The following is a 25,446-nucleotide window of genomic DNA, read 5'->3' on the forward strand; positions in this document are numbered from 1 at the left end:
TAATTGGGTAAATTCGGGACATGTTTCATAAAAACATGTCCCGAATGATATTCAGACAGCTAATTCATATTTCTGTATTCTGCCTATTCTTAATTCCTAACCTAGTCTTCGCACAACAACAGGACTCCGTTCAGATTACCCATGCAAACTGGAATAAGACAGAAATAAAAAAAGGTGTCACTTGGTACCAAGGACATTTCGAAAACCTATTCAATGCCGTACAAGAGATCAATTGGGTAGAAATCGATCTGCGCAAATACCACAAGAACATTCATATTGCCGCAGAACCTTCAAAATTAATCCCTACCTCCAGCTTTGCTGAACAAAATCAAGCCTTAGTAGCCATCAACGCATCTTTTTTTGACATGAAAAATGGAGGCTCTGTCGATTATCTCAAGGTCAATAACCAAATCCTAAGCGAATCAAAGGAGAAACCTAATGCTAGGGCAAATGCTGTCTTTAGCATAGCCAAAAAGAAACTGAGCATACAAGCGAACAACCAAGAAAATACAGAAAACTCTAAAGCAGCTTCCATCATGGTTGCAGGACCCCTATTGCTACAGGATGCGCAATATGTTGAACTTGCCAAGAATGCTTTCAATGACAACCGACATCCAAGGACCGCTATTGGTATCAGCACAAAACATAAATTGATCTTAATGGTTGTTGACGGTAGAAGCAATATGGCCAATGGAATGAACCTAAAGGAATTGAGCCAAGTATTGAAATGGATCGGAGCAAAGGATGCAATGAACCTAGATGGAGGCGGCAGCAGCACCCTTTACATCATGGGAATTGGTAATAATTCTATTGTGAATTACCCTTCAGACAACAAGAAATTTGACCATGAAGGTCAGCGTCCTGTTGCGAACATTATATATTTAAAATAAAATAGAACCAAATAAAATGAAAAAACAGGTATTTTTAGTAGCTATGACCATGATCATCCATGTAGGATTATTTGCACAGACTTCCATTATCGCTCACCGCGGTGCTTGGAAAAACAGCAAGGTTCCCCAAAATTCAATCGCATCCCTTGATGAAGCAATTTCTCAAGGAGCTTGGGGAAGTGAGTTTGATGTGCACCTAACAAAAGATGATGTATTGGTCGTAAACCATGACCATGATTTCCATGGCCTAGAAATCGAAGAACTTACCTACCAAGAGTTATTGGCAAAAAAACACGATAATGGAGAGTCTATCCCTACGGTGGAAGAATACTTAAAAGCAGGATTGAAACAAAAGGGAACCAAGTTGATCTATGAATTGAAAACAAGTAAGCTTAGTAAAGAAAGAACCATAAAAAACGTGGAACTTTCATTGGCCTTGGTCAAAAAACTTAAAGCCGAAAAAATGGTGGAATTCATTGCCTTTGATTGGGATGCATGTCTAAAATTCAGGGAACTTGACAAAAAGATCAAGGTTCACTATTTAAATGGCGACAAATCTCCTGCAGAGGTAAAAGCAGCTAAATTAACAGGGGTAGATTACCACTTCAGCGTTTTCCAGAAGAACCCGAACTTGATCAAGGAATTCAAGGCATTGAAATTGAAAACCAATGCTTGGACCGTAAATAAAGAAGAAGACATGAAGTTCTTTATTGATCAAAAGATTGATTTTATCACGACAGACGAACCTGAACTATTAAAAACTTTATTGAACAAATAAGATGAAAAAACTATTAATCAGCCTAAGCCTAGTGTTATGCATGGGACTCTCCTATGCACAGAAAATGAATGTTGCTACTTTCAATATCAGGATGAAAACTGACAGTGATGTGGGCAACCTGTGGAAAGACCGTTATACGCACCTGACCGACCTGATCAAATTCCATGAATTTGAAATCTTCGGGGTTCAGGAAGCATTTAAAGAACAGTTGAATGATATGTCGGCTAAATTGCCTGACTTCAAATACATCGGTGTAGGTCGTGATGACGGTGCTGATAAAGGCGAACATTCCTCCATTTTCTATGATACAAAACGTTTCGAAGTGAGTAAAAGTGGAACATTCTGGTTATCCCCTACCGATACGGAAAAACCAAACAAAGGATGGGATGCTGCCTTGCCTAGAATCTGTACTTGGGGTATTTTCAAGGACAAATCAAATGGCAAGAAATTCATCTTTATGAATACACATTTTGACCACGTTGGAATAGAAGCGCGTAGAGAAAGTGCTAAATTGATCCTTGCCAAAGCGAAGGAGTTTGCAAAAGACCTACCATTGATCTTAACTGGGGATTTCAATATCGATGAGACCAATGAAGCGTATTTCACCCTTGCAAAAAGCGGTGTAGTTCAAGATGTGTACGATTTGGCTAAGATCAAATACGAACCAAATTCATCCTTCAACGCATGGGGCAAAAACATCCAAGAAAAAGCAAGAATTGACCATATTTTTCTTACAAAGCCATTTACGGTGCGTAAATATGGTATCTTGACCGATACCTATATGGGTAAATTCCCTTCAGATCACTTCCCAGTTATTGCAGAGTTGAACTGGAAATAAAAAATAATGAGCAAGAAAAGGGCTCCTCACTAAAACGAGGAGCCCTTTTTGTTTTCAATTCTTTCCTTTTTAAAGGCTGTAAAACCAAAAAGCTGGAACTATCAATACAATTACATCATATTTCGGTTTGCTACAATATATTCATCTCATAATTGTTATAACATTCTATTTATGAATTAGCTATTTTTGAATCATGAAACATTTCAAAAGCATAACCCTACTTGGCCTATTTAGTGCCAGCCTTTTTATCAGTGGCTGTGAAACCTTGAACCAAGCAGGAATTACCCTTCCACCACAAGGTACAGGTTCTACAAACCCCAATACGGGCAGTTCTGGAAGCGGTCAAACTTCATCTGGAACGATTACCCAAGCAGAAGCCACTACAGGTATCAAACAAGCCTTGAACAATGGTCTGCAACAAAGTATACAGACGCTATCTGTAAAAAATGGTTTCCTAGGGGATGCCGCAGTTAAGATCTTGATGCCGGAGGAAGCAAGGAAAGTTGAATCTGCATTGCGTGCGGTAGGGATGAATAAATTATGTGATCAGTTTATCGCCAGCATGAACCATGCAGCAGAATCAGCAGTGAAAGAAGCTTCAACGGTATTTGTAAACTCTTTGTCTAAAATGACAGTCAACGATGCTTTCAATATCCTTTTGAGCGGACAACAGGATGCTGCCACCAATTATTTCAAAAGAACAACTTCCTCTGAATTGACAACCAAGTTTAGCCCAATCATTCAATCTGCAATGGGTAAGAACAATGTTTCAACCTACTGGAATCAATTGACAAGCGCTTACAATAACCTACCATTAGGCAACAAAATCGAAACGGACCTGACTGCCTATGTAACCCAAAGAGCCATCGATGGCCTGTTCGTCAAGGTTGCCGACCAGGAGCTTAAAATCCGTAAAAACATTGGCGGAGCCAGAAACTCTGGAATCTTGGATAAGGTGTTTGGATGGGTGGATAAGCAGTAAGGGAGATTTGAGATGGGAGATTTGAGATTTTAGACTCTTTTTGGCCCCATTTCGTAGTGAAGAAAAAACAAAATTTAGATTCTTCTCTAAAAAGGTGCTGTCATCCTGTACCTTCGGTACAGGACCTGTACGCCAATACAATTATTTGTACGGTTCCGAGAACCTTCCTGCGTCAGGTTGACAGTCTGGGGTTAAGCGATGGTAAAGGAACTCCACGCCAATACGATCATTGTCTGTACGGTTCCGAGAACCTTCGTGCTTCAGCTTGACAGTCTGGGGTTAAGCGATGGTAAAGGAACTCTACGCCAATACGATCATTGTCTGTATGGTTCCGAGAACCTTCCTGGGTCAGGTTGACACGGGAAAGGATATCTTTAAAATTTTTCAGGAACTTCCCTTCGAGAATCCTTTTACCCTTATTCGAGGCATATTGCGAAAATTCCGAATGTGTCTCGAATAAGGTCAAAAAGATCTCTAAACAAAATTTAAAATTTTAAAAAAGTAAACTCGCATAAATACAGCCATATATTACGATTTAATGGCAGTGATTTTAGTTAAGAGGGTAATAAATTTGTAGTTTTGTTAAATGGAAATTAATCAGATTCATGATTTTCAGGTTGCTGAAAATTTTATCAAATATGTTCAGGTTGACACCCAATCTGACGCACAATCAAATACAGTACCTTCTACAGAAAAACAGAAAGACTTAAGCAGGATATTGGTCGAAGAACTAAAAGCTATGGGCATTGAAGATGCCCATTTGGATAATTTAGGCTATGTTTATGCCACCATCCCTTCGAATACCGACAAAAAGGTGCCGGTAATCTGTTTCTGTTCACATGTAGACACTTCTCCAGATTCTTCCGGAACCAATGTTAAGCCTTTGGTTCACCAGAATTATCAAGGTCAAGACCTTGTTCTTCCCGATGATGAAAAAATCGTGATCCGTATGGCCGATCACCCTGATCTGAAGGAGCAAATCGGAAATGATATCGTAACTGCCAGTGGAAAAACCCTGTTAGGTGCAGATGATAAAGCTGGAGTGGCAGAAATTATGGATGCTGCCCGGATCTTGATGAGCAACCCTGAAATTAAGCATGGCGATATTAAGATTTTATTTACCCCTGATGAAGAAATCGGACGTGGTGTAGACCATGTTGATTTGAAGAAATTAGGTGCTGAATATGCATACACCATGGATGGAGAAAGAGCAGGAACCTTGGAAGATGAAACCTTCTCAGCTGATGGCGTGAAGATCAAGATTGATGGGATTTCCATTCACCCTGGGTATGCAAAAGGAAAAATGATCAATGCAATCAAGGTTGCTGCGGACATTGTAGATAGCCTTCCTAAGGACCGCTTGTCTCCAGAAACAACCCATGCTAAGCAAGGGTTCGTACATCCGACCAATATGGAAGGTACGGTAGAGGAAGCGACCTTGAACTTTATCATCCGTGACCACGACACCAAAAAATTAGCGGAACACGAAGCTGAATTGGAAGCAATTGTCAAGGAAGTTTTGGCCAAATATCCAGGAGCAAGCTACTCCTTCCAAGTTAGCGAGCAATACCGCAACATGAAAGAGGTATTGGATAAGGATACCAAAGTGGTAGAGATCGCCATGATGGGGATTGAACGCGCAGGAATGAAGGTAGAAAAAAGAAGTATCCGTGGTGGTACTGATGGGTCTAGGTTATCCTTTATGGGACTGCCTTGTCCAAATATCTTTGCTGGTGGTCATGCCTTTCATGGCAAGCAGGAATGGGTATCCATCCAGGACATGCAAAAGGCCGTATTGACCATCTTACATATCGCTGCCCTTTGGGAAGAGCTTTCATAATAAAACAATAAAACTAGAAATTTAGACCATATGCTACAGAACGAAGTATTAAAGAACATAGAGTACAGAAGAGCGGTATTCCAGGCGAACTATACAGATCAAGAGGTTACCCGCGAGGAATTATTGACTATTTTGGAAGCGGCGAATGCAGCTCCTACGCATAAACGTACACAACCTTGGAGATTTGTGGTCTTCCGCAACGAAGGTTTGATCCGTTTGGGTGATGAGTTAGCGAGAATCTACAAGTCGGTAACGCCAGCTGAAAAATATACAGAGGCAACGGAACAGAATATGGCCAAAAAAGCGACCCAATCTAAGGCTGCTTTAGCTATTATCGTCGATTATTCAGGAGATCTTCCTGAGTGGGAAGAATTAGCTGCTACAGCTTGTGCAGTTGAGAATATGTGGTTGGCAGCAGCATCCATCGGTATCGGTGGTTATTGGGCTACTCCTGGATTGATCAATCATATCGGTCCATTCTTGAACCTGAAGGAAAATCAACGTTGTATCGGATTTTTCTACATGGGACACCATGAATCAGAACCGAGAGAGCCGGTTAGAAGTCCGATCGAGGATAAGATCCGTTGGGAAGAATAAGCACTAAAAAAGGTCAAGGAAAGTATCCTTGACCTTTTACTTATACCCATTACTATACTATTCAACCGCTATTGCCACGCCCCCATTTTCACCAGTCCATCTTACTTTTTGTTCAATAAACGTTGAGATAATCGCATCTAAATTTTTATTGCTCGAGGAGGTCACTCGGATATTTTGAGGTTTCCCATCGGTTACATCAAAAGTTACCTGCAGATTTCCCCTGTCATGAATGTTCCTTAATTCGGAATTCAGTTCTTCATTGAACTTTTCCCAGCCTCCAATCGGTACAGCATCAGCATTTTCCATTAGCATAGACTGCACATGCATCTCATGTTCCATCAAAATAACCTCATTATTCCGTTCTGTTTTCTGATGGGTGATATACTTGAAAAGGATCAGTGAGGACGCCACCAGGAATAATACCGCAGCAGCCATCCCAACCGTCAACCTTTGCCAGTTATAGAATCTCCTCTTTTTATCCTCAGCTTTGGCTTCGATTTTCTTGGCCAATCGTTGCTGCAAAATGCTCAACTGATGGGAATCCACCCCTTGTTGGAGTTTATATCCATCGATAGCATCCTGTAAAAAAGGATCATTTAAGGCTTCACGTTCCATCTCGTACATCTCTTCCTTACTCATGAGTCCCATGACGTAATTGTGAATCCGTGTTAATTGATAATTATTTTCCATTACTTTTTCTCCATACAAATTTTAAGATTCCGCCTACCGTTCTGTATATAGCTCTTTACTTTGGCTATATCATGTCCCGTCTGTTCGGCGATATCTTTATAACATTTCTGTTCCAGATAAAACATTCGGATGCAAAGCTCCTGTTCTTGGTTCAGGCCCGCGATACAGGATTCCAATTTTTCAAAGTCTTGCTCCCCCCATTTCTTTTCATCATCATCGTTGAGCATCTTCTCCGATTCATAGAGGTTTTCCTCGATATCAACCTTTGTTATCTGCTTGTTTTTCCTTAGCTGCATTAAGCAAAAATTGCGCGCATATACATAAACCCAACTCTTGAAATTATCCACCTCATACACGCGCAACTTATTTATTAGCTCATCGAAAATCTGCATGACCGCGTCTTGGCTTTGCTCGGCATCCTGAAGATACTTATAGCAAACACCATATAACAAGGACATGTATGGAGCATAAAGCTTGCCTAGCGCATCCAAACTGCCTGTTTCTTTATAGTATTGCAACAACTGTTTCTCGTCCATGCTATTTTCTCTTCATGTATATGATGATTTCAGACCTGAATTTGCACAAATTATTTTAAATATTCCCATGGATAAACAGAAATAAAAAAGCCTCAAATCACGATGATTGAGGCTTGTATATTGTGTATTTCAAAGATTAACCAAACAAGGCGATGGCTAAGACCAAGGTTACAATGATATTGAAGGTCTGTGCAATCAGGAAAGCATACAGAGGTTTCTTATTGTCCTGTTTAAACAGATCCTTAAAGTTTGTTTCCAGACCGATAGAGGTAAAAGCAATGGCAAACCAAAGCCCTTGAACACTCTTTAAACTGTCCTTGATGGATGCCGTGGTTTCGGGTGATACCACAAAGGAGAACATCAGGGAAACAAATACAAAGCCAACCACAAATTTCGGGAACCTCTCCCAGATCAATTTTAAGGTTGGTTTTTCCCTTTTGGTTTTATCATCTACAGATTTGGAATAAGTCCAGTAGATACTGATGAAGAATGCCGCAATACCCAACAGTACATTCTGCGAGAATTTCACGATGGTACTGATCTTTAGGGCTTCCTCACCTACTAGAGTTCCAGAAGCGGCAACTGCTCCACTCGTATCGATACTACCACCTAACCAAGCACCAGTAACCTCTTGGGATAGCCCCATAAGTTCTGCTAGATAAGGCATAAAGATCATCATCGGCACGGCAGTCACCAACACCAATGAGATGATATAAGATAGTTTTTTATTGTCACCTTCGATTGCCCCCGAAGTTGCGATCGCAGCAGATACCCCACAGATGGACACTGCACTGGAAAGCATCAGGGACATTTCTTTATCGATCTTGAATTTCTTACAGATCCAGAATGCAAAGTACCATACGGACACGACCACGACCAGAGCCTGTATAAGGCCTAATGAACCCGCTTTTAAGATATCGCCAAATATGACCGTGGTACCCAAAAGGACCAATCCGATCTTGACATACATCTCGGTATTCAGGGCTGCTTTGAACCAATCGGGCAACTTAAAGAAGTTGCTGATGATCAAGCCGATCGCCAAACTGAATATCACTGCCTCTAGATTGAAACTCTTTACCCCTGAATTTCCAGCCAATACCAAGGCAAAAAGGGTCAGGATATAGATAATCGGAAATACAATCAGCAATGCCTTGAGGCTTTTCTTGAGCAAAAGGGCTCCTAAAATAGCCGTTACGTAGACTAAGATGAATTGCAGGCCCATTGCGCCTAAATTGGATCCGGAAAGTACTTTTGAAGTGAGTTCAGTAGAGTTTGACCAGCCGAAAGATGGAACAGGTACTACGAAACCAAGCAGGGCAAGCCCAATAATTCCGAATCCCAAGATAACAACTACCCAATCCTCAGAGAGTTCAAATGTTTTGGCAGACATAAAATGTTTAAGTTGATGATTTAATTAATTGATCAAATGCGGGCTGAAGATAGGGAAAATTAAACTGAAAGCCATTTTTTAAAGTTAATAAAGTTGTTACCGGAACGCTTTCCAACAGAAGTGAAGAGTCCACTCCTTTTACGAATGCGCCCATCTTGGCCATGAAGGTTGGCAGGGGCAAACCAAACGAAACTCCCGATGCTTGCCTTAATTTTTGCATAAATTCGGCATTACTGACCGGATTTGGACTGCAGGCATGGTAAATGTCGGCTCGATGGTCTGATTTGATGATCCAATCGATCAATCCCACAAAATCGGCCTCATGGATCCAAGCAATCATTTGCTTTCCATCTCCTACCTTTCCGCCCAAGCCCATCTTTGCCAATGGATATAGCTCGGCAAACATACCTGACTTCTTGGTCAGGATCGGACTCATTCGCAAGATCAGTTTTTCTGTATTTGGCGTATGGGCAGCTAAGAAGGTTTTTTCCCAATCCTGCGCCAAGGTTCCTAGGAAATCATTGGAATATTCCTTTGAAGTTTCATCTTTTAGGGTAGTACCGCCATTGAAAATGGAAACACCGGAAAAGTTGATCCAGAGTTTTACCGGATTTTCCAATTGCGATATCGCTTCACCTAACAACTTGGTTGGACCCAACCTCGAACTGCGGAGCAACGCTTTGTTTTTCTCGGTAAATCTTCTATTGATGGAAAGTCCACATAGGTTGATGAGGACATCGGCACCTTCCAGTTCTTTCTGCCAGGAATCAAGGTTTTCGGCATCCCAATATACAAAGTCCAGCTTTGGATGGTGCTTGACCATACGCTGCCGACTCAGCACGATGATTTCATGGTCCTTTTCCCTAAACATACTGATCAATAAATTGCCTAAATTTCCGGTGCCTCCCGCCAATACGATCTTTGCCATAATTAATTTTTTATTTTGATGTGGTAATGGTCCTTCAATGCAATTCGAGCAGCATGGTACCCACACATCCCGTGAACACCACCTGCAGGCGGCGTTGAAGAAGAACCGATATAAACATTGGGATTGGAAGTGCGATAAGGTGTCAAGGATTTGGTTGGCCTTGTGAACAGCTGCATAATATCCATCTGACCAGCATTGATATCTCCACCGATGTAATTAGGATTGTATTGTTCCAGCTGTCCGGTATTCATAGATGACCTAGCCAGCACGGTATCCTTAAATCCAGGAGCAAACCTTTCAATCTGATTCTCGATGGCTTCGCTGCGGTCTGCAAATGAACCATGGGGAACGTGGCAGTATGCCCAAGCCGTATGTTTTCCTTCTGGAGATCGGGTCGGATCAAATTTGCTTGGCTGCGCGAATAAGACAAATGGCCTGTCCACTAATTTGCCATTATAGGTATCCAGTTCGTTTTTTGCTATTTCAGCAAAGGTATTCCCTATATGTACGGTAGCAGCAAATTGGCTTCTACCATCGGTAAAGGGAGTAGGCTCTGATAATGCCCAATCCATTTTAAAGACCCCCATACCATAACGATAGGCTTCCAATTGCTTCCTATAGCCATCCTGAAGGTCTAAGCCTTTAATCTTTAAAATCTGCTGTGGTGTAAGGTCAAGGATAAGAACCTTATGTTTTGGAAGATCATTTACATCTTCGAACCAAAAATTGAGTTGCAGTTCTCCAGCCAGTGATTCGTAATAAGCCAACATGGCATCAGCAATCGCTTGGGATCCACCGACTGGAATTGGCCAGCCAACTTGATGTCCCAACGTCCCTAACACCATCCCAATCGCTGCTGTACTCAATTTATTGAAGGGTAGAATCCCATGGGCTACCAATCCGGACCATAAGGCTTTAGCCTCAACAGTTTGGAAACGATCGGCAATGGCATGTGCACTGCGCAATCCTGATAGACCGAACCTGGCCATCAACAAGGGGTTGTTAGGAAACCTTAAAGGTCCGAGAAGATCTTTGGAGAGGGAGTCCCAATTTTTGACAAATGGTGATAACAGGGCCTGATAAGCTTTATAATCCTGCCCCAGCTCCTGCTGCATCAGCTGCATGTCCTGATGTAACAGGACGGCTCGTCCTGAGTCTAAGGGTTGAGACACTTGAAAATCTGCGATCTTGAAAGCTAAGCCAAAATCCTCTAGCGGCAGTGAGCGCATAAAAGGAGATCCAAGGGCCATGGGATGGATTGCCGAACAGACATCGTGCTTAAAACCTGGAAGGGTAAGTTCTTTGGTTCGCATCCCGCCTCCTACTGTATCGGCACCTTCTACAAGCAAAGTGCTTAACCCCTGTCTTTGTAGGGTGATGGCGGCAGCAAGTCCATTGGGTCCGGATCCTATTATGATGGCATCGTAACTTTTCAAATCATCGGTATGAATCTTAAAGTTAAGATAAAGCAATGTGAATTGCTAAAATGAGGGGCCATAAAAAAGAAAAAGCCCCATTGCCGGGGCTTTTATTCATAATCAACCTTAATACTTAGAAACAGTATTTATTTTCTTCAATCAATTTCTTCGCAATTCTCTGGCGAGCTTCCTTGACATTGAAAGGTTGTGCTTTTGTAAAGCGACGAAGCCCCACCAACATCATGTTCAGCTCATCCCCTTCTGCAAAGGAATTTAACGCTTCTTTACCGGCAGCATTGACTTTGTCAATCGCTCCATATAGATATACTTTAGCCATATCAGCTGCATAGTCTGCATGTTCTCCCGGTTGAGTATGCTGCAGTTTTTCTGCACGCAACAATACCGATTCTGCAACATATACATAGCCGATAATATCAGCAATATTCATCAGGATTTCTTGTTCTTTGGATAGGGACATCATCAGTTTTTGGACCGCAGCACCAGCAATCATTAATCCCGCTTTCTTCAAGTTGGCAACGATTTTCTTTTCTGCAGCAAAAGGAGTTTCATCCTCAGGACCAAAGTCAGGAATAGACATCAGTTCTCCTGCTACGGCTTGAGCAGGTCCCATTAGGTCTAATTCGCCTTTCATCGCGCGCTTTAACAACATATCTACGACCAAAAGTCTGTTGACTTCGTTGGTACCTTCAAAGATTCTGTTGATACGGGAGTCGCGGTAAGCTCTTTCCATTGGAGCTTCAGCGGAATAACCCATACCTCCATAGATCTGAACACCTTCGTCCACCACATAATCCAACATCTCTGAACACCATACCTTAATGATCGCACATTCAATGGCAAACAGCTCAACAGATTTTAATTTAGCTTTCGCTTCGTCCATTCCGGATGCGATCAATGCTTCATAGGCATCATCGATGTTCTGTCCGGCACGGTATGCAGCCGATTCATTCGCGAATAGACGGGTAGCCATTTCTGCCAATTTATAACGGATGGCACCGAATTTTGAGATTGGCAAGTTGAACTGTACACGTTCATTGGCATAATTGATCGCAGTGGTCAATACGGCACGTGAAGAACCGATGGTGGCTGCACCAAGCTTGATTCGACCAATGTTTAGGATATTCACCGCAATCTTGAATCCGTTCTCTCTATCAGAAAGCATGTTCTCTACTGGAACAGGACAGTCATTGAAGAAGATCTGACGGGTTGAAGACCCTTTGATACCCAGTTTATGCTCTTCAGGGTTCATGGTGATACCACCGAAATCCTTTTCTACGATAAATGCCGTTAAGTTTTTATCATCATCAATCTTGGCAAAAACGATGAATACATCTGCAAATCCACCATTGGTGATCCACATCTTCTGTCCATTGATCAGGTAATGGGTTCCTTCAGCATTCAACTTCGCTGAGGTACGGCCAGAGTTTGCATCGGAACCTGAGTTAGGTTCTGTCAAACAATAAGCAGCTTTCCACTCTCCTGTTGCCAGTTTAGGGATATATTTATCTTTCTGCGCATCATTCCCGTAATACAGGATTGGCAAGGTTCCGATCCCTGTATGGGCAGATAATGCCACGGCAAAGGAAAAACCTCCTCCAACAGCATCAGCCACTAACATAGACGTATTGAAATTCTTACCGAAACCACCGTATTGCTCAGGAATCGATACACCCAACATACCCAGTTCTCCAGATTTGTCCATTAGGCTCTGCATCAATCCTTCTTCTTGGGCATCGATCCTTTCCAATTTATTGAGAACCTCTGTATCCAAGAAATCAATACAGGTTTGACGGATCATTTTCGCTTCCTCATCAAACTCTTCAGGAATGAAAATATCAGTGTACGGAGTTTCACGAATGACAAACTCACCACCTTTGATTGCTTTATTTTTTACTTCTTCGCTCATGATATTCTTTTTGATTTAGAATAAGTGAACAAGCACCTTCTTCTGTTTTATATTTTGTTAGTTTATTTTGTCTACAGTAGTTCAAAAATACCTGCAGCTCCTTGTCCAGTTCCCACACACATGGTAACCATACCATATTTCTTGCCTCTGCGTTTCAGTTCATGCAGCACCTGAACGGTCAATTTAGCTCCGGTACATCCCAGTGGGTGACCCAATGCAATCGCTCCACCATTTACATTCACCTTTTCTTCATCCAATCCCAGTTCACGGATTACGGCCAGCGATTGAGAAGCGAATGCTTCGTTCAATTCAAAAAGGTCAATATCCTCTTGTTTCAAACCAGCCTGTTTCAATGCCTTTGGAATCGCATAGATGGGCCCAATACCCATGATACGCGGTGGTACACCAGCAACAGCAAAGGATACCAGTTTAGCGATCGGCGTCAGGTTCAATTCCTTCATTTTCTTTTCAGAAACCACCAATACAAAGGCGGCACCATCCGAAGTCTGTGAAGAATTACCCGCAGTCACGGACCCCTTGGCGTCAAACACCGGTCTTAACTTAGCCAAAGCCTCCAAAGAGGTATCAGCGCGTGGACCTTCATCTGTATCAACCACATATTCTTTGGTCGTGATTTTGCCGTCCTTCACAAAGTTGTCTTTCACCTTGATCGGAACGATTTCATCTTTAAACTTACCGGCTTTGATCGCGGCAACAGCTTTTTCATTTGATTTCAGGGCAAACTTATCTTGATCTTCCCTTGAGACCTTATAATCCTTGGCAACCGCTTCCGCCGTAAGTCCCATTCCCCAGTACCAATCCGGATGCTCTTTAGCGACCACGGCGTTCGGTACGATCTTCCAGCCACCAAATGGCATTCCCGACATTACCTCTACTCCACCGGCAATGATCATATCCGCCATTCCGGTCTTGATCTTCGCCACTGCGGTAGCAATGGTTTCCAATCCAGAGGCGCAATACCGGTTGACCGTCAATCCAGGAACCTTATCGGTATCCAAGCCCATCAAGGAGATAAAACGTCCAATATTAAGACCTTGCTCCGCCTCCGGCATTGCATTTCCAACGATTACATCGTCAATATCTTCTTTATTTACATTTGGAACCGATGCCATTAAATGCTTAATCACATCCGCCGCCAAATCATCCGCACGCATAAATCGAAATCCCCCTCTAGGAGCTTTCCCAACTGCCGTACGAAATCCTGCTACAATGTATGCTTCCATTTTTTTAAATAGATATTAGATGTGAGATTTGAGATTTGAGATATTGGAAAACCTAAAACCTCACGTTTATTTTAAATATGGAGCCTTTTAGGCTCTCCTAGTTATCCTTGTTTAAGCTTCTTTTGGAAACCGTAAATCATTTTTTGGATTTGAATCAATGAGATATATATTCTTTCTGCATCTTCTTTAGATACCATCCCTAATTTAGACGCTATCAGTACCTGCGTTAATAATTCAAAAGACGAACCTGCTGCTACTCCAAGGAAATGGTAAAATTCCTTATGGGAATTCCTCCCAGCGCCTTCTGCTATATTCGATGCTATTGAAACAGCGGATCTTTTAATTTGAGAAGATAAACCATACTTTTCATCTGAAGGAAATTTTGAGACTATTTTGTAAATCTCAGTTGATAATTCTATGGCTCTGTGCCACACTTTAAGTTCCTCCAGTTTATGCATCTTTATTTCCGCTTTCTATCTCAAATCTCATATCTCATATCTCAAATCCTGAACTACTAATTACGCAATGGCTTCCCCGTCGTCAACATCGCTTGGATTCTTTCTAGGGTTTTGCGGGTTGCGCAGAGCTCTAAGAAGGCTTTGCGTTCCATGTCTAGAAGGTATTGCTCGTCGACTTCGGTTGGTGCGGATAGATCTCCGCCACACATCACCCAGCCTAGTTTTTCGGAAATCAGTTTGTCGTGTTCGGAGATGTAGTGTCCTGCTTCCATTGAGGATGCACCTACATATACGATTCCGAGACCTTGGTTTCCTAGTACTTTGATGTTCTTACGGTGTGCTGGTTGTACATAGCCTGCGTTTGCTAATTCCAATGCTTTGGCTTTGGCATCGGCTAACAGGCGGGCACGGTTCATCGTGATGGCATATTTACCTTCTTGTAGATAGCCTAATTCAAAGGCTTCCACTGCTGAGGTAGATACTTTTGCTTGGCCAATGGTCAAGAAGCGATCTTTCATGAAGTTCTGATCGATTTGATCCGGACGGTAATCATCAGATGCTCTTAGGGCAAATTCCTTGGAACCACCGCCACCTGGGATCACGCCTACACCAAACTCAACCAAGCCCATGTACGTTTCGGCATGTAGCTGAACAAAGTCGGCATGCATGGAGAATTCACATCCACCACCCAATGCTAATTGAAATGGCGCTGCAACTACTGGAATTGCGGAGTATCTCAGACGCATTGAAGTATCTTGGAACATCTTAACGGCCATGTTCAACTCATCGTAATCCTGCTCAACCGCCATCATAAAGATCATACCGATATTGGCACCTGCAGAGAAGTTCTTGCCATCATTGGAAATGACCAATCCACGGTATTCTTTTTCGGCAAGATCAATTGCTTTGTTCAAGCCTTGAATGACATCACCACCGATAGTGTTCATTTTGGTATGGAATTCACAGTTGATGATTCCATCGCCTAGGTCGATGATGGAAACACCGGAGTTTTTCCAAATGGTCTTAGCCTCACGGATGTGGTCTAATACGATCAACTCTTCTGTTCCAGGGATTGGTTTGTAGGATTTAGAAGTGATGTCATAATAATGACGGACTCCATTTTCTACTTTATAGAAACTATCAAATCCTGCATCCAGCATATCTTTTACCCATTGGGCAACTTCGCCAGATTGTCCAGGAAGACGTTTTTCTTCTTTTTTGATCTTTTCAAGTGTTTCTTTTACGCCTAATGCCTCCCATACCTCAAACGGACCGATCTCCCAACCGAATCCTGCACGCATGGCATCATCGATACGGAAGAAATCATCCGTGATTTCAGGCACGCGGTTAGAAACATATTCAAACAAAGGATAATGCATAGCTCTGAAAAGCTCTGCGGCCTTGTCTGTACCCTGCTCGTAAACTTTCATGCGCTTACGGATATCCTCAACGGGTTTAGTTGCTTCCAGCGTTGATGACTTTACTTTTTGTTGCGGACCATAGGTCAGGTCCTTCAAGTTAAGGGAAAGGATTTCAGAATTACCTTTGTCATCTTTTACCTTTTCATAGAAACCTTTTTTGGTCTTTTCGCCCAACCATTTATTTTCCACCATTTTGCTGATAAACTCAGGGAGTATAAAAACTCCTTTGGCTTCATCGTTAGGTGCATTCTGTTCCAGCCCTTTGGCTACATTCACCAGAGTATCCAAGCCAACAACATCCGCGGTACGGAAAGTTGCCGATTTAGGGTGCCCCATAGCGGGTCCGGTATATTTATCGACTTCCTCAACGGTAAGTCCTAATTTTTCGATAAGGTGTGTTACGGCCAACATGGAGTAAACGCCAATTCTATTGCCGATAAAGGCTGGAGTATCTTTACATAACACTACCGTTTTACCGAGCATTTTATCTCCGTAAGCTACCAGGAAGTCTACAACTTCTTTTTTGGTATCCTTTGTTGGGATAATCTCCAATAAAGGCAGATAGCGTGGCGGATTGAAGAAGTGGGTACCACAGAAGTTCTCTTTGAAGTCTTGAGAACGGCCTTCTTCCATCAGATGGATCGGAATACCAGAAGTATTGGTAGTAATCAATGTCCCTGGTTTGCGGAACTGCTCTACTTTATCAAAAACTGATTTTTTGATATCCAAACGCTCAACAACTACCTCGATTACCCAATCGGCCTGAGCGATCTTGCTCATATCATCATCAAAGTTTCCTGTTGAAATACGCGTAGCAAAGGATTTGCTATATAAAGGTGCAGGGTTTGACTTGATTGCCGTATCCAAAGATTGGTTCACAATACGATTACGGACAGCTGGGCTTTCCAATGTTAAGCCTTTTGCTTCTTCTGCTGGCAACAGCTCTTTAGGAACAATGTCCAAAAGCAATACCTCTAAACCTATATTAGCAAAGTGGCAAGCAATTCGAGAACCCATTACTCCGGATCCCAATACAGCTACTTTTTTAATATTTCTATTCATATCACGTATATTTTCTAATTTCCTATGGTTCAATTTGTATTACTGGCGAGTAGTTTGTGGCTACTTCATTTATTTTCTTTAAAAACTTGACAAGGGTCGCTTTTTCCTTTTCGGAGAAAGATGTGTTTAAATGCTCGTTGAACTCCCGAACTACGTCCTTGGCTACCTTCCTCTTCTCTTGTCCTAGCTCTGTGAGGTATACCTTTACAGAACGTTTGTCGGTATCACTGGTCTCTCTATAGATAAAGCCCAGGGACTCCAAATTGTTTAGTACGCGAGATAAGGAGGTGGTCTTGACACCGGTAGAATTTGCGATCTGAGACACTGGCGTACCTTCCTTATGGATATTGATCAAAATATATCCAGCAGCTTGAGTAAAACCATGCTGAGAGGCGATTACATTGTACTTGTTGGCAACTGTTTGCCATGCCGTCTTTAAAAAATAGTCGATGGTATTGTCTTGGCTCATATTCGGGTTTTCTAACATTTATTATGCAAGCATAACAAATTTAAATTTTACAATTGATAAATCAAACTGTTTTGTGATTTTTTAATAAATACTTGACACAAATAGATTATAATAATTAACAATAGGTAATCTGGAACTAAAAATGAGAAATGTTGATAACTTTTAAAAACTGTAACTCAAGGTATTACAAATATTACAAAATAGGTTATAAACACTTTTTACTCTTCAATATTATTATTACATTAACTTTGCATCAAACAAAACAGACATGGCATTAGTAAATATTCCAAGATTAGACTTGACGCACTATACAGAGGGCAGTGCTGAACAACGCGAACAATTTGTGGCGGATATTGGCAAGGCATTCAACGAAACGGGATTCGTCACCATCGCCAACCATGGCCTTTCACACGAACTGATCGATGAGCTATATAAAGTGGTTAAGGAATTCTTTGACCAACCTTCAGAAATCAAGGACAAATATGAATTTCCTGAACTGGCCGGACAGCGTGGATACACTTCCAAAGGGAAGGAGAAAGCGAAAGACTCTAAAACGCCAGACTTGAAGGAATTTTGGCAAAGAGGGCAGACCATCGTAGGTGAGGAATATTCGAAAGTGGATTTCCCGGATAACCCAGAGGTAAGCGAATTACCAAGATTCAATGCTGTAACGGCAGAAATCTATAAAAAACTGGAAGATGCTGGCCGTAATTTGCTAAAAGCCATTGCAACTTATTTGGAACTACCTGAAGATTACTTTGAAAAATTCGTGATCAATGGTAACTCTATCTTACGTGCCATCCATTACTTCCCTATCGAAAACCCTGATGCTATTCCAGCGGACGCAGTGCGTGCGGGAGCTCATGAGGATATCAACCTGATTACCTTATTGATCGGTGCCAGCGCAGATGGATTAGAGGTGTTGACCAAAGATGGAGAATGGTTTGCCATCAAGGCTAAAGGTGAGGACATCGTGGTGAATGTGGGTGATATGTTGCAACGATTGACCAACAACAAATTAAAATCGACTACCCACCGTGTCGTAAACCCTCCTAGAGAGTTGATGAAGACATCAAGATATTCTGTTCCTTTCTTCTTGCATCCAAAATCAAGCATGAGCTTGGCTTCATTGGATTCATGTATCGATGCAGAACATCCAAAAGCTTACGAAGATTACACCGCCGGCGAATATTTGGATGAACGATTGAGAGAGATTGGGCTTAAAATGTAAGGAAAGATGTGAGTATTGAGATATGAGTATTGAGATAGAAAACGGTCAACCCTATTTAGGGATGGACACATTTCTAATATCTCAAATCTCATATCTCAAATCTATTGGTCTCTTCTAAAAAACCCTCACCCCTACGCCAACATTCATAAAGATATTGTGCATATTGAAACTGATGCTTTCAAAGCCTGTTTTCATGATGCTATTGAAGCCGTAATCAAATTGGGCCGTAGCATAGTAGCGTTTTGCGAAGTCATATTTTCCTGCTACGCTCATTCCAACATCTACTTTTCTTATCTGGCTTTTGAAATCATAAGCGGCATTTACGATCCCTACTTTTTCTCCTGTTGGTTCTTCATCACGGATATAGCCATCTGTTGCCATACCGTAGAATTTGCGTTGTACAGCCATGGAAACATAAGGTCCGGCTTGAAGGCTCCAGCTTGGATTTAATTGATAGGTCGCCATGACAGGAATGGTAAAGTATAGATTCTCCACATTGGTGGTGATATCACCGTAATAGTAACCCCTAACATTTTGTGATGGGTCTTCATCGGCATTAAAAGTTGTTTTGTAGCCTTTTACCGTGGCTTCAGTCTTCATCCCCTTACCTTCAAATATCAGTCCTGAGCGAACGCCCCATTTGTCATCGATGCCATAGGCAACTTTAACTCCTACGAAGAAAGGCAAAGCAGGTTTAAAACCATTGATCTTGCGAATTTCTACGGGCAATCCCAATGGAGAAGCTCCACCAATCTTAGTCCCTACTTCAGCATCTACTCTAAATTTCCCTAGTTCTAAAGCCTGTGCGTTTAGGTTCAAGGCAAAAAATAAACCCAATACACTCAATAGAGCGTATTTTATCTCGATTTTACTTAATCTCATTATCTTACGTTGATTTTCACTTCATCTACAATTAACTTACTTCCAACAGCACCTTGGAATATTGCTCCATTCTTGCTGGAAGAAAGCACTACGGCAATGCTATAACGGTACGCGTCGGCATCTAACTGGCTATATTCTTTCTTGAATACAAATGGCAGATCAAACTTCACTAGGCCATCTCCTTTTGTTGCAGAAGTTTCCTTCAATTGAGCAAGGGCTATGATATGCGGGCTAGTCAGCACATCTTTGTCGTTCAGCCAGGTTCTTCCTGCATCCTCTTTATCGTTTGCGGTAGCTTGCATCAAAGCAACGCGATCAAACAATACAGCATAGATGTCACATTCATCAGTAACATTCACCTCTTTACCATTCATGTCGATTACCTTCTTACCGGGTTCATATTTATAATAACCGGTCATGGAAACAGGAATCTTGTTGAATGGAAGACCGAAACGGGTCTGTATGTCTATGATACTTTTGGTAAACATGGAGCCAATGAACAGATTACCAGCTGCAATAGGCTTCTTCACCAAAGAGCCTAAGAAACCTGTGGATTTAGTTTCCAGGTAAGCTGCATATTTTCCTGATTTCACCAATTTTGGATCATCGGTAGCTTGGGTTGGATAAGCTTTTTCGGTAGGATTAGAACCGGCTGTCAGGGCAAAGCCCGAGTTACCGGAGGCCCATAGCTCTTGCTGAACACCCTCTACCTCCTCAAAGAAATAGATCCAGTTTTTCTTCTCATCATGTTTGAATAGTTCGAAATCAAACATTTCAGGCACGGAAGACTCCAATAAAGTCACGGAATATTGTTTTGTGTACTGTCCATCTTCAGAAGTGACCTCATAAAATACAGGGGCAGAAAAATCTTGGACAGATCCTGAGGCAGGAACCGAAGTTGCTCCAGGTGTTAAGTCAAAATCAAGGGCGAATTCTTTCAAATCCACTTTCCCAGGTTTGACATAGATAACAACGTTTCTGTTGTTGATGATAGGTTTGACATTAATCAAACTATCGGCGATGGAAACCTGAGTAATATCAGCTTCCATGTTTTTCGCCTCGTCTTTAATACAGCTAGAAATAAAGAACACGACCCCCAAAAGGGCCCAAATTAATTTTGATTGCGGCATGTTTTTAAACTTACTTGAAATAGTTAATCAAGTGGGTAGATATCCAAATGAATGGCAAAGATAGAATTATTTGAGCCGTTTCGACTATTTCTGCCAATCATATTCTCTTTGATTCAGCTTTTTTACATTAATGACAAGATTCATCATTTGATTCCAGAGGTTCATCACAAAAATTTAAGCATCATTATTTTCTTCAATATTATTGTGTCAGGAATAAACAAAGGCAGAAAATTGAAAGTTATGATGTTTTATTATCTAATCCGATTCTTGACCAGCGTATTCGAAATGAACTACCAGAACCAGTTGCAAGATCAACTCCTACATTCCATTGAATCATACTTCAACTTGCAGGAGGAGTATCCACATGGAACCATTCATCTCATCGATCCCTTTCAGAAAACCTTGATGGATCAGCATCCGGCTATGTTAAGTTTTCCGATTCTTCCTTTCAATAATCCTCAAGAAAAAACCGCTTTAGGCTAAACCTATTTTCTTTTTTATAATTTTATAACTCGATTATGAATTTAAGCAGCACTAGATCAAACCATAAAATGACCTTCAGGAGATTCATCACCGAATTCCTCTTTATTATCGGCATGTCATTGATTTTCTTTGTGATCTCCATGTCCATACACCGACATTTGGCCATTTTATTCCTTTACGCACCTTTTGGCTACCTGCTCTATGCATTAAACAACTTTTCCTTATTGGAGCTTTTGGTCAAAAAGAAGATCACGAATGTGGAGTATGTCTTGATCAGCATATTGAGTGCTATCCTTATTTTTATTCCTTTCTTGTTCCTAGTCCAAGTGATACATGGTCGCTATAGCAACAAAATCCTGTTTATAGGTGCTTTATTTGCCTCGGTTGTGACCCTAGCGACTTACTTTTACTTTTTCAGGTACCGAGCCGACAAAAAGACCATCGACTTCTTGAGAAAAGACTTGGGCAAGACCGCAGCGGAATACAAACTGATGCAATCTCAGGTAAATCCCCACTTTCTGTTCAATGTCATGAACAGCATCTATGGAATTGCCCTTCAAGAGAATGCAAGCCGCACTGCAGATTCGGTTCAACGACTGAGCCAAATGATGCGTTTCCTGATCTTTGAAAACCAACAGGATCAAATCCCTCTTTCCCGAGATTTAAGTTACCTGAAAGAATACATCGCAATCCAGAGCCTAAGGACCGAGAATGTTCCTAACGTCAAGATTGAACATGAAATCATAGATAGCTTGGACAGCTTGTACATTGCACCGATGCTGCTGATTCCCTTTGTTGAAAATGCTTTCAAACATGGCATCAGCATGAGCAAACCTTCTTGGATCAAGGTGAATGCAGATGTGGTCGATGGACAGCTGAAATTTTCCGTTTACAACAGCATTCACAAAAGCACCGGAACCGACCTGGAAAGGACGAAATCAGGAATCGGATTGGAAAATGTAAGGTCTAGGCTGGACCTGACCTACCCTGACCGCTATATGCTGGTTATGGAACAAAACCAACAGGAATATTTTGTATTTCTGACCATTGACCTCGATGAAGTCCCTCATTCGGAAATAGCATCCAAAATGAACGAAAATGATTAAAGCCATTGCCATAGATGATGAACCGATAGCGCTGGATATCATCAGGAGATATGCCGAGCAGATTCCTTACCTACATCTGGAGAAACAGTTCCTGAATGGTCTTGAGGCAAAGGAATATCTGCAACATAATGAGGTTCAATTGCTGTTCTTAGATGTGCGCATGCCAGACATCAATGGAATTGACCTATTCAAGGGCCTGGAAGAAAAACCACTCGTGATTTTCTCTACCGCCTATTCTGAATATGCCCTATCAGGGTTTGAACTGGAGGCATTGGATTATCTCTTAAAACCCTACACTTTTGACCGCTTTGAAAAAGCAGTCGCTAGGGCAAAGGAATTATTGGAACTGAAGGGGGTAATCGACAATAACCCAAGCTTATTTGTAAAGGATGGGTATCAAATGATAAAGATTGATTTAAAAGAGGTCTTGGCCCTTCAAGCAGTTGGCAATTATATTCGGTTCATTCTGGAAGGCCGTGAGGTACTGGCAAGGATGACCATCAAAGAATTTCTATCGGAGTGGGCAGATGATTCATTTTTGCAGGTCCATCGTTCCTATATAATCAACACGAACAAAATCAATAAGCTAGACAGGCATTCCATCTGGATAGAGGACATGGAAATTCCCATTGGCGGAAGCTATTTGGAAGAAGTAAAGGAAAAGTTTAAACTTTAACTGCCTCATCAAGATAGTTTCTCCCGTTCCTTCTTCGGTAAGCCTTGGACAATCAGCTCATAACTATGGTCTATTAACTCGAAGAGTTTTTGATCGTTCAACTGTCTGTTTGCATGCACCGTATTCCAATGCTTTTTGTTCATATGGTAACCAGGCAAGACAGTATGTTCATATTTCTCCCTTAATTCAACGGCGTACTCAGGATCACATTTCACATTAAAAGAAAGTTGGTCCACCTGATCTAAGCCGACCAGAAGAAAGACTTTCCCCAACACCTTAAACACTAATGTATCTGGACCAAATGGTGTCTCCTCTGTACTTTCCTTTTTTGCGATGCAATAATCCCGAAGTTCTTCGATGTTCATGAGTTGTAGTATTTAGTATTTAGTATTTAGTATTTAGATAAACAAAATAATGATTTATATCCATATTTAAACAGCCCCATAGTCTAAATACTAAATACTCATTACTATATACTAAAAAAGGAGTTGCCCATTTCCAGGCAACTCCTTTTTAATATAAGGGGGTAAACTTAATGTTTTATTTAACCTCTTCGAAATCTACGTCTTGCACGTCATCAGCGCCACCACCTTGGTTTCCGCCATTGTTTGCTTGACCAGCATCACCTTGAGCTTGTTGTTGACCAGCTCCTTGTTGCGATGCAGCGTACATTTCTTCAGATGCAGCACTCCATGCAGCATTCAATTCAGTAGATGCAGTCTCGATATCTGCGAAGTTTTTGTCAGCATGAGCTTTCTTCAACTTCTCTAGACCAGATTCGATAGGTCCTTTTTTATCTGCAGAGATTTTATCGCCATATTCTTTCAATTGTTTTTCAGTTGAGAAGATCAAGGCATCAGCAGAGTTCAATTTATCTACTTCCTCTTTTACTTTTTTATCAGCTTCTGCATTGGCTTCAGCTTCTTGTTTCATTTTCTTAACCTCTTCGTCAGATAGACCTGAAGAAGCTTCGATACGGATGTTTTGCTCTTTACCAGTAGCTTTGTCGATTGCTGACACTTTGATAATACCGTTAGCATCGATATCAAATACTACTTCAATTTGAGGGATTCCACGAGGTGCAGGAGGAATGTCTGTCAATTGGAAACGTCCTAAAGTACGGTTCTGAGCAGCCATTGGTCTCTCACCTTGTAATACATGGATCTCAACAGATGGTTGATTGTCTGAAGCGGTAGAGAAAACTTCCGATTTACGAGTGGGGATAGTTGTGTTGGCCTCAATTAATTTGGTCATTACACCACCCATGGTTTCAATACCTAAAGAAAGTGGAGTTACGTCTAATAACAACACGTCTTTTACTTCACCTGTCAATACACCACCTTGGATTGCAGCACCTAATGCTACTACCTCATCAGGGTTAACACCTTTTGAAGGCTCTTTTCCGAAGAATTTCTTAACAGCGTCTTGGATTGCTGGGATACGAGTTGAACCACCTACTAGGATTACTTCGTCAATATCTGAGGTACTGAATCCTGCATTTTTCAATGCTGTACGGCAAGGTTCGATAGTACGTTCGATAAGTGGACCTACTAAGCTTTCGAATTTAGCACGTGATAAAGAACGAACTAAGTGCTTAGGACCAGATCCATCTGCAGTGATATATGGCAAGTTGATCTCTGTAGAAGTTGTGCTAGACAACTCGATTTTCGCTTTCTCAGCAGCATCTTTCAAACGTTGTAATGCCATTGGGTCTTTTCTCAAGTCCAATCCACCGTTTTCGTCAGCAAACTCATCAGCTAACCAGTTAATTATAGCGTTATCAAAGTCATCACCACCTAAGTGCGTATCACCATCAGTAGATTTTACTTCAAACACACCGTCACCTAATTCCAATACTGAAACGTCATGCGTACCACCACCACAGTCAAAAACAACGATTTTCATGTCTTTGTCTGCTTTCTCAAGACCATATGCTAACGCTGCAGCAGTAGGTTCGTTGATGATACGTTCTACTTTCAAGCCTGCGATTTCACCAGCTTCTTTCGTTGCCTGACGTTGTGCGTCATTAAAATAAGCAGGTACTGTAATTACGGCACGAGTTACTTCTTGTCCTAAGTAATCCTCTGCTGTCTTCTTCATTTTCTGAAGGATCATTGCTGAGATTTCTTGAGGAGTATATTTACGGTCGCCAATCTCCACACGTGGAGTATCATTGTCGCCTTTTACTACTTTATAAGGAACTTTGTCGATTTCGCCTTTAGCCTCATTGTATGTAACCCCCATAAAACGCTTGATCGAGTAGATCGTGTTCTGTGGATTAGTGATGGCTTGACGTTTTGCTGGATCTCCAACCTTGCGTTCCCCGCCTGCTACGAATGCAACAACAGAAGGTGTAGTACGCTTTCCTTCGTTATTTGCAATAACTACCGGCTCATTACCTTCCATAACGGCTACACATGAGTTGGTAGTTCCTAAGTCGATTCCTATAATTTTTGACATATCTTGTTGT

Annotated in this window: 25 protein-coding genes; 11 read left to right on the plus strand and 14 right to left on the minus strand. The window is 41.6% G+C overall.

Annotation, left to right across the window (positions count from 1 at the left end):
- The first annotated feature begins 44 nt into the window (after positions 1 to 44).
- From RT138_RS02875 to RT138_RS02905, 7 genes are all read left to right on the plus strand, one after another.
- Positions 45 to 890, plus strand: a complete 846-nt coding sequence (locus tag RT138_RS02875) for a phosphodiester glycosidase family protein (RefSeq protein ID WP_313189447.1) — start codon at positions 45 to 47, stop codon at positions 888 to 890.
- 16 nt (positions 891 to 906) lie between these two features.
- Complete coding sequence (locus tag RT138_RS02880; protein WP_313189448.1) at positions 907 to 1,668, plus strand: glycerophosphodiester phosphodiesterase family protein; 762 nt, start codon at positions 907 to 909, stop codon at positions 1,666 to 1,668.
- A 1-nt stretch (position 1,669) separates the two neighbouring features.
- Positions 1,670 to 2,506 (plus strand): endonuclease/exonuclease/phosphatase family protein, encoded by an 837-nt coding sequence (locus RT138_RS02885; protein WP_313189449.1) that lies wholly within the window; start codon positions 1,670 to 1,672, stop codon positions 2,504 to 2,506.
- 193 nt (positions 2,507 to 2,699) lie between these two features.
- Entirely contained in the window at positions 2,700 to 3,488 is a 789-nt protein-coding gene (locus tag RT138_RS02890) for a DUF4197 domain-containing protein (RefSeq protein WP_313189450.1), read from the plus strand.
- Positions 3,489 to 3,686: 198 nt separating this feature from the next.
- Positions 3,687 to 3,845 (plus strand): hypothetical protein, encoded by a 159-nt coding sequence (locus tag RT138_RS02895; RefSeq protein WP_313189451.1) that lies wholly within the window; start codon positions 3,687 to 3,689, stop codon positions 3,843 to 3,845.
- 229 nt (positions 3,846 to 4,074) lie between these two features.
- The gene (gene pepT, locus RT138_RS02900; RefSeq protein WP_313189452.1) at positions 4,075 to 5,328 is read left to right on the plus strand and encodes a peptidase T; all 1,254 of its coding nucleotides are present in this window, start codon (positions 4,075 to 4,077) and stop codon (positions 5,326 to 5,328) included.
- Positions 5,329 to 5,358: 30 nt separating this feature from the next.
- On the plus strand, positions 5,359 to 5,925 hold the full coding sequence (locus RT138_RS02905) for a nitroreductase (RefSeq protein ID WP_185213969.1): 567 nt from the start codon (positions 5,359 to 5,361) through the stop codon (positions 5,923 to 5,925).
- Positions 5,926 to 5,982: 57 nt separating this feature from the next.
- Here the strand turns inward: RT138_RS02905 and RT138_RS02910 are convergent, their stop codons facing one another.
- The 10 genes from RT138_RS02910 to RT138_RS02955 all read right to left on the minus strand — a co-directional run bounded on the left by RT138_RS02910 (position 5,983) and on the right by RT138_RS02955 (position 17,468).
- Positions 5,983 to 6,564 (minus strand): hypothetical protein, encoded by a 582-nt coding sequence (locus tag RT138_RS02910; protein ID WP_313189453.1) that lies wholly within the window; start codon positions 6,562 to 6,564, stop codon positions 5,983 to 5,985.
- A 50-nt stretch (positions 6,565 to 6,614) separates the two neighbouring features.
- Positions 6,615 to 7,151 (minus strand): RNA polymerase sigma factor, encoded by a 537-nt coding sequence (locus RT138_RS02915; RefSeq protein WP_185217320.1) that lies wholly within the window; start codon positions 7,149 to 7,151, stop codon positions 6,615 to 6,617.
- Between the two features lie 136 nt (positions 7,152 to 7,287).
- Positions 7,288 to 8,541, minus strand: a complete 1,254-nt coding sequence (locus RT138_RS02920; protein WP_313189454.1) for a putative sulfate exporter family transporter — start codon at positions 8,539 to 8,541, stop codon at positions 7,288 to 7,290.
- Between the two features lie 7 nt (positions 8,542 to 8,548).
- Positions 8,549 to 9,469, minus strand: a complete 921-nt coding sequence (locus RT138_RS02925) for a TIGR01777 family oxidoreductase (protein WP_313189455.1) — start codon at positions 9,467 to 9,469, stop codon at positions 8,549 to 8,551.
- Positions 9,470 to 9,471: 2 nt separating this feature from the next.
- On the minus strand, positions 9,472 to 10,905 hold the full coding sequence (locus RT138_RS02930) for an NAD(P)/FAD-dependent oxidoreductase (RefSeq protein ID WP_313189456.1): 1,434 nt from the start codon (positions 10,903 to 10,905) through the stop codon (positions 9,472 to 9,474).
- Positions 10,906 to 11,020: 115 nt separating this feature from the next.
- A complete protein-coding gene (locus tag RT138_RS02935; RefSeq protein WP_254529066.1) occupies positions 11,021 to 12,814 on the minus strand; it encodes an acyl-CoA dehydrogenase family protein in 1,794 nt (597 codons plus the stop codon).
- Between the two features lie 71 nt (positions 12,815 to 12,885).
- Entirely contained in the window at positions 12,886 to 14,058 is a 1,173-nt protein-coding gene (locus RT138_RS02940) for an acetyl-CoA C-acyltransferase (protein WP_313189457.1), read from the minus strand.
- Positions 14,059 to 14,159: 101 nt separating this feature from the next.
- Positions 14,160 to 14,516, minus strand: a complete 357-nt coding sequence (locus RT138_RS02945; RefSeq protein WP_313189458.1) for a four helix bundle protein — start codon at positions 14,514 to 14,516, stop codon at positions 14,160 to 14,162.
- A 56-nt stretch (positions 14,517 to 14,572) separates the two neighbouring features.
- On the minus strand, positions 14,573 to 16,999 hold the full coding sequence (locus RT138_RS02950; RefSeq protein ID WP_313189459.1) for a 3-hydroxyacyl-CoA dehydrogenase NAD-binding domain-containing protein: 2,427 nt from the start codon (positions 16,997 to 16,999) through the stop codon (positions 14,573 to 14,575).
- Positions 17,000 to 17,021: 22 nt separating this feature from the next.
- Positions 17,022 to 17,468: a MarR family winged helix-turn-helix transcriptional regulator gene (locus tag RT138_RS02955; RefSeq protein ID WP_185213959.1), complete on the minus strand. Its 447-nt coding sequence runs from the start codon at positions 17,466 to 17,468 to the stop codon at positions 17,022 to 17,024.
- A 268-nt stretch (positions 17,469 to 17,736) separates the two neighbouring features.
- On the opposite strand from RT138_RS02955, the gene RT138_RS02960 reads away from it, so the two are divergent.
- A complete protein-coding gene (locus RT138_RS02960) occupies positions 17,737 to 18,699 on the plus strand; it encodes a 2-oxoglutarate and iron-dependent oxygenase domain-containing protein (RefSeq protein ID WP_313189460.1) in 963 nt (320 codons plus the stop codon).
- A gap of 114 nt (positions 18,700 to 18,813) precedes the next feature.
- Here the strand turns inward: RT138_RS02960 and RT138_RS02965 are convergent, their stop codons facing one another.
- A complete protein-coding gene (locus RT138_RS02965) occupies positions 18,814 to 19,581 on the minus strand; it encodes a porin family protein (protein ID WP_313189461.1) in 768 nt (255 codons plus the stop codon).
- Positions 19,581 to 20,711, minus strand: coding sequence for a PCMD domain-containing protein (locus RT138_RS02970; RefSeq protein ID WP_313189462.1), 1,131 nt, complete (start codon positions 20,709 to 20,711; stop codon positions 19,581 to 19,583). The genes RT138_RS02965 and RT138_RS02970 overlap by 1 nt, the downstream gene beginning before the upstream one ends.
- A 240-nt stretch (positions 20,712 to 20,951) precedes the next feature.
- Here RT138_RS02970 and RT138_RS02975 point away from each other — a divergent pair, with 240 nt between their 5' ends.
- From RT138_RS02975 to RT138_RS02985, 3 genes are read left to right on the plus strand one after another with little or no spacing between them, the layout of a single operon-like run.
- Positions 20,952 to 21,194: a hypothetical protein gene (locus RT138_RS02975; protein ID WP_313189463.1), complete on the plus strand. Its 243-nt coding sequence runs from the start codon at positions 20,952 to 20,954 to the stop codon at positions 21,192 to 21,194.
- Positions 21,195 to 21,229: 35 nt separating this feature from the next.
- The gene (locus RT138_RS02980; protein ID WP_313189464.1) at positions 21,230 to 22,300 is read left to right on the plus strand and encodes a sensor histidine kinase; all 1,071 of its coding nucleotides are present in this window, start codon (positions 21,230 to 21,232) and stop codon (positions 22,298 to 22,300) included.
- The gene (locus RT138_RS02985; protein ID WP_313189465.1) at positions 22,293 to 22,976 is read left to right on the plus strand and encodes a LytTR family DNA-binding domain-containing protein; all 684 of its coding nucleotides are present in this window, start codon (positions 22,293 to 22,295) and stop codon (positions 22,974 to 22,976) included. The genes RT138_RS02980 and RT138_RS02985 overlap by 8 nt, the downstream gene beginning before the upstream one ends.
- A gap of 8 nt (positions 22,977 to 22,984) precedes the next feature.
- Here the strand turns inward: RT138_RS02985 and RT138_RS02990 are convergent, their stop codons facing one another.
- Positions 22,985 to 23,341, minus strand: coding sequence for an MmcQ/YjbR family DNA-binding protein (locus RT138_RS02990; protein ID WP_254529058.1), 357 nt, complete (start codon positions 23,339 to 23,341; stop codon positions 22,985 to 22,987).
- A gap of 175 nt (positions 23,342 to 23,516) precedes the next feature.
- A complete protein-coding gene (dnaK, locus tag RT138_RS02995) occupies positions 23,517 to 25,436 on the minus strand; it encodes a molecular chaperone DnaK (protein ID WP_313189466.1) in 1,920 nt (639 codons plus the stop codon).
- Positions 25,437 to 25,446 lie beyond the last annotated feature (10 nt).

It is taken from the genome of Sphingobacterium sp. (genome assembly GCF_032065005.1).
Taxonomy (GTDB): Bacteria; Bacteroidota; Bacteroidia; order Sphingobacteriales; family Sphingobacteriaceae; genus Sphingobacterium.

Coding starts and splice junctions, on each gene's coding strand:
- RT138_RS02875 (WP_313189447.1), top strand. CDS start 45: ATGATATTCAGACAGCTAATTCATATTTCTGTATTCTGCCTATTCTTA.
- RT138_RS02880 (WP_313189448.1), top strand. CDS start 907: ATGAAAAAACAGGTATTTTTAGTAGCTATGACCATGATCATCCATGTA.
- RT138_RS02885 (WP_313189449.1), top strand. CDS start 1,670: ATGAAAAAACTATTAATCAGCCTAAGCCTAGTGTTATGCATGGGACTC.
- RT138_RS02890 (WP_313189450.1), top strand. CDS start 2,700: ATGAAACATTTCAAAAGCATAACCCTACTTGGCCTATTTAGTGCCAGC.
- RT138_RS02895 (WP_313189451.1), top strand. CDS start 3,687: ATGGTAAAGGAACTCCACGCCAATACGATCATTGTCTGTACGGTTCCG.
- pepT (WP_313189452.1), top strand. CDS start 4,075: ATGGAAATTAATCAGATTCATGATTTTCAGGTTGCTGAAAATTTTATC.
- RT138_RS02905 (WP_185213969.1), top strand. CDS start 5,359: ATGCTACAGAACGAAGTATTAAAGAACATAGAGTACAGAAGAGCGGTA.
- RT138_RS02910 (WP_313189453.1), bottom strand. CDS start 6,564: ATGAGTAAGGAAGAGATGTACGAGATGGAACGTGAAGCCTTAAATGAT.
- RT138_RS02915 (WP_185217320.1), bottom strand. CDS start 7,151: ATGGACGAGAAACAGTTGTTGCAATACTATAAAGAAACAGGCAGTTTG.
- RT138_RS02920 (WP_313189454.1), bottom strand. CDS start 8,541: ATGTCTGCCAAAACATTTGAACTCTCTGAGGATTGGGTAGTTGTTATC.
- RT138_RS02925 (WP_313189455.1), bottom strand. CDS start 9,469: ATGGCAAAGATCGTATTGGCGGGAGGCACCGGAAATTTAGGCAATTTA.
- RT138_RS02935 (WP_254529066.1), bottom strand. CDS start 12,814: ATGAGCGAAGAAGTAAAAAATAAAGCAATCAAAGGTGGTGAGTTTGTC.
- RT138_RS02940 (WP_313189457.1), bottom strand. CDS start 14,058: ATGGAAGCATACATTGTAGCAGGATTTCGTACGGCAGTTGGGAAAGCT.
- RT138_RS02945 (WP_313189458.1), bottom strand. CDS start 14,516: ATGCATAAACTGGAGGAACTTAAAGTGTGGCACAGAGCCATAGAATTA.
- RT138_RS02950 (WP_313189459.1), bottom strand. CDS start 16,999: ATGAATAGAAATATTAAAAAAGTAGCTGTATTGGGATCCGGAGTAATG.
- RT138_RS02955 (WP_185213959.1), bottom strand. CDS start 17,468: ATGAGCCAAGACAATACCATCGACTATTTTTTAAAGACGGCATGGCAA.
- RT138_RS02960 (WP_313189460.1), top strand. CDS start 17,737: ATGGCATTAGTAAATATTCCAAGATTAGACTTGACGCACTATACAGAG.
- RT138_RS02965 (WP_313189461.1), bottom strand. CDS start 19,581: ATGAGATTAAGTAAAATCGAGATAAAATACGCTCTATTGAGTGTATTG.
- RT138_RS02970 (WP_313189462.1), bottom strand. CDS start 20,711: ATGCCGCAATCAAAATTAATTTGGGCCCTTTTGGGGGTCGTGTTCTTT.
- RT138_RS02975 (WP_313189463.1), top strand. CDS start 20,952: ATGATGTTTTATTATCTAATCCGATTCTTGACCAGCGTATTCGAAATG.
- RT138_RS02980 (WP_313189464.1), top strand. CDS start 21,230: ATGAATTTAAGCAGCACTAGATCAAACCATAAAATGACCTTCAGGAGA.
- RT138_RS02985 (WP_313189465.1), top strand. CDS start 22,293: ATGATTAAAGCCATTGCCATAGATGATGAACCGATAGCGCTGGATATC.
- RT138_RS02990 (WP_254529058.1), bottom strand. CDS start 23,341: ATGAACATCGAAGAACTTCGGGATTATTGCATCGCAAAAAAGGAAAGT.
- dnaK (WP_313189466.1), bottom strand. CDS start 25,436: ATGTCAAAAATTATAGGAATCGACTTAGGAACTACCAACTCATGTGTA.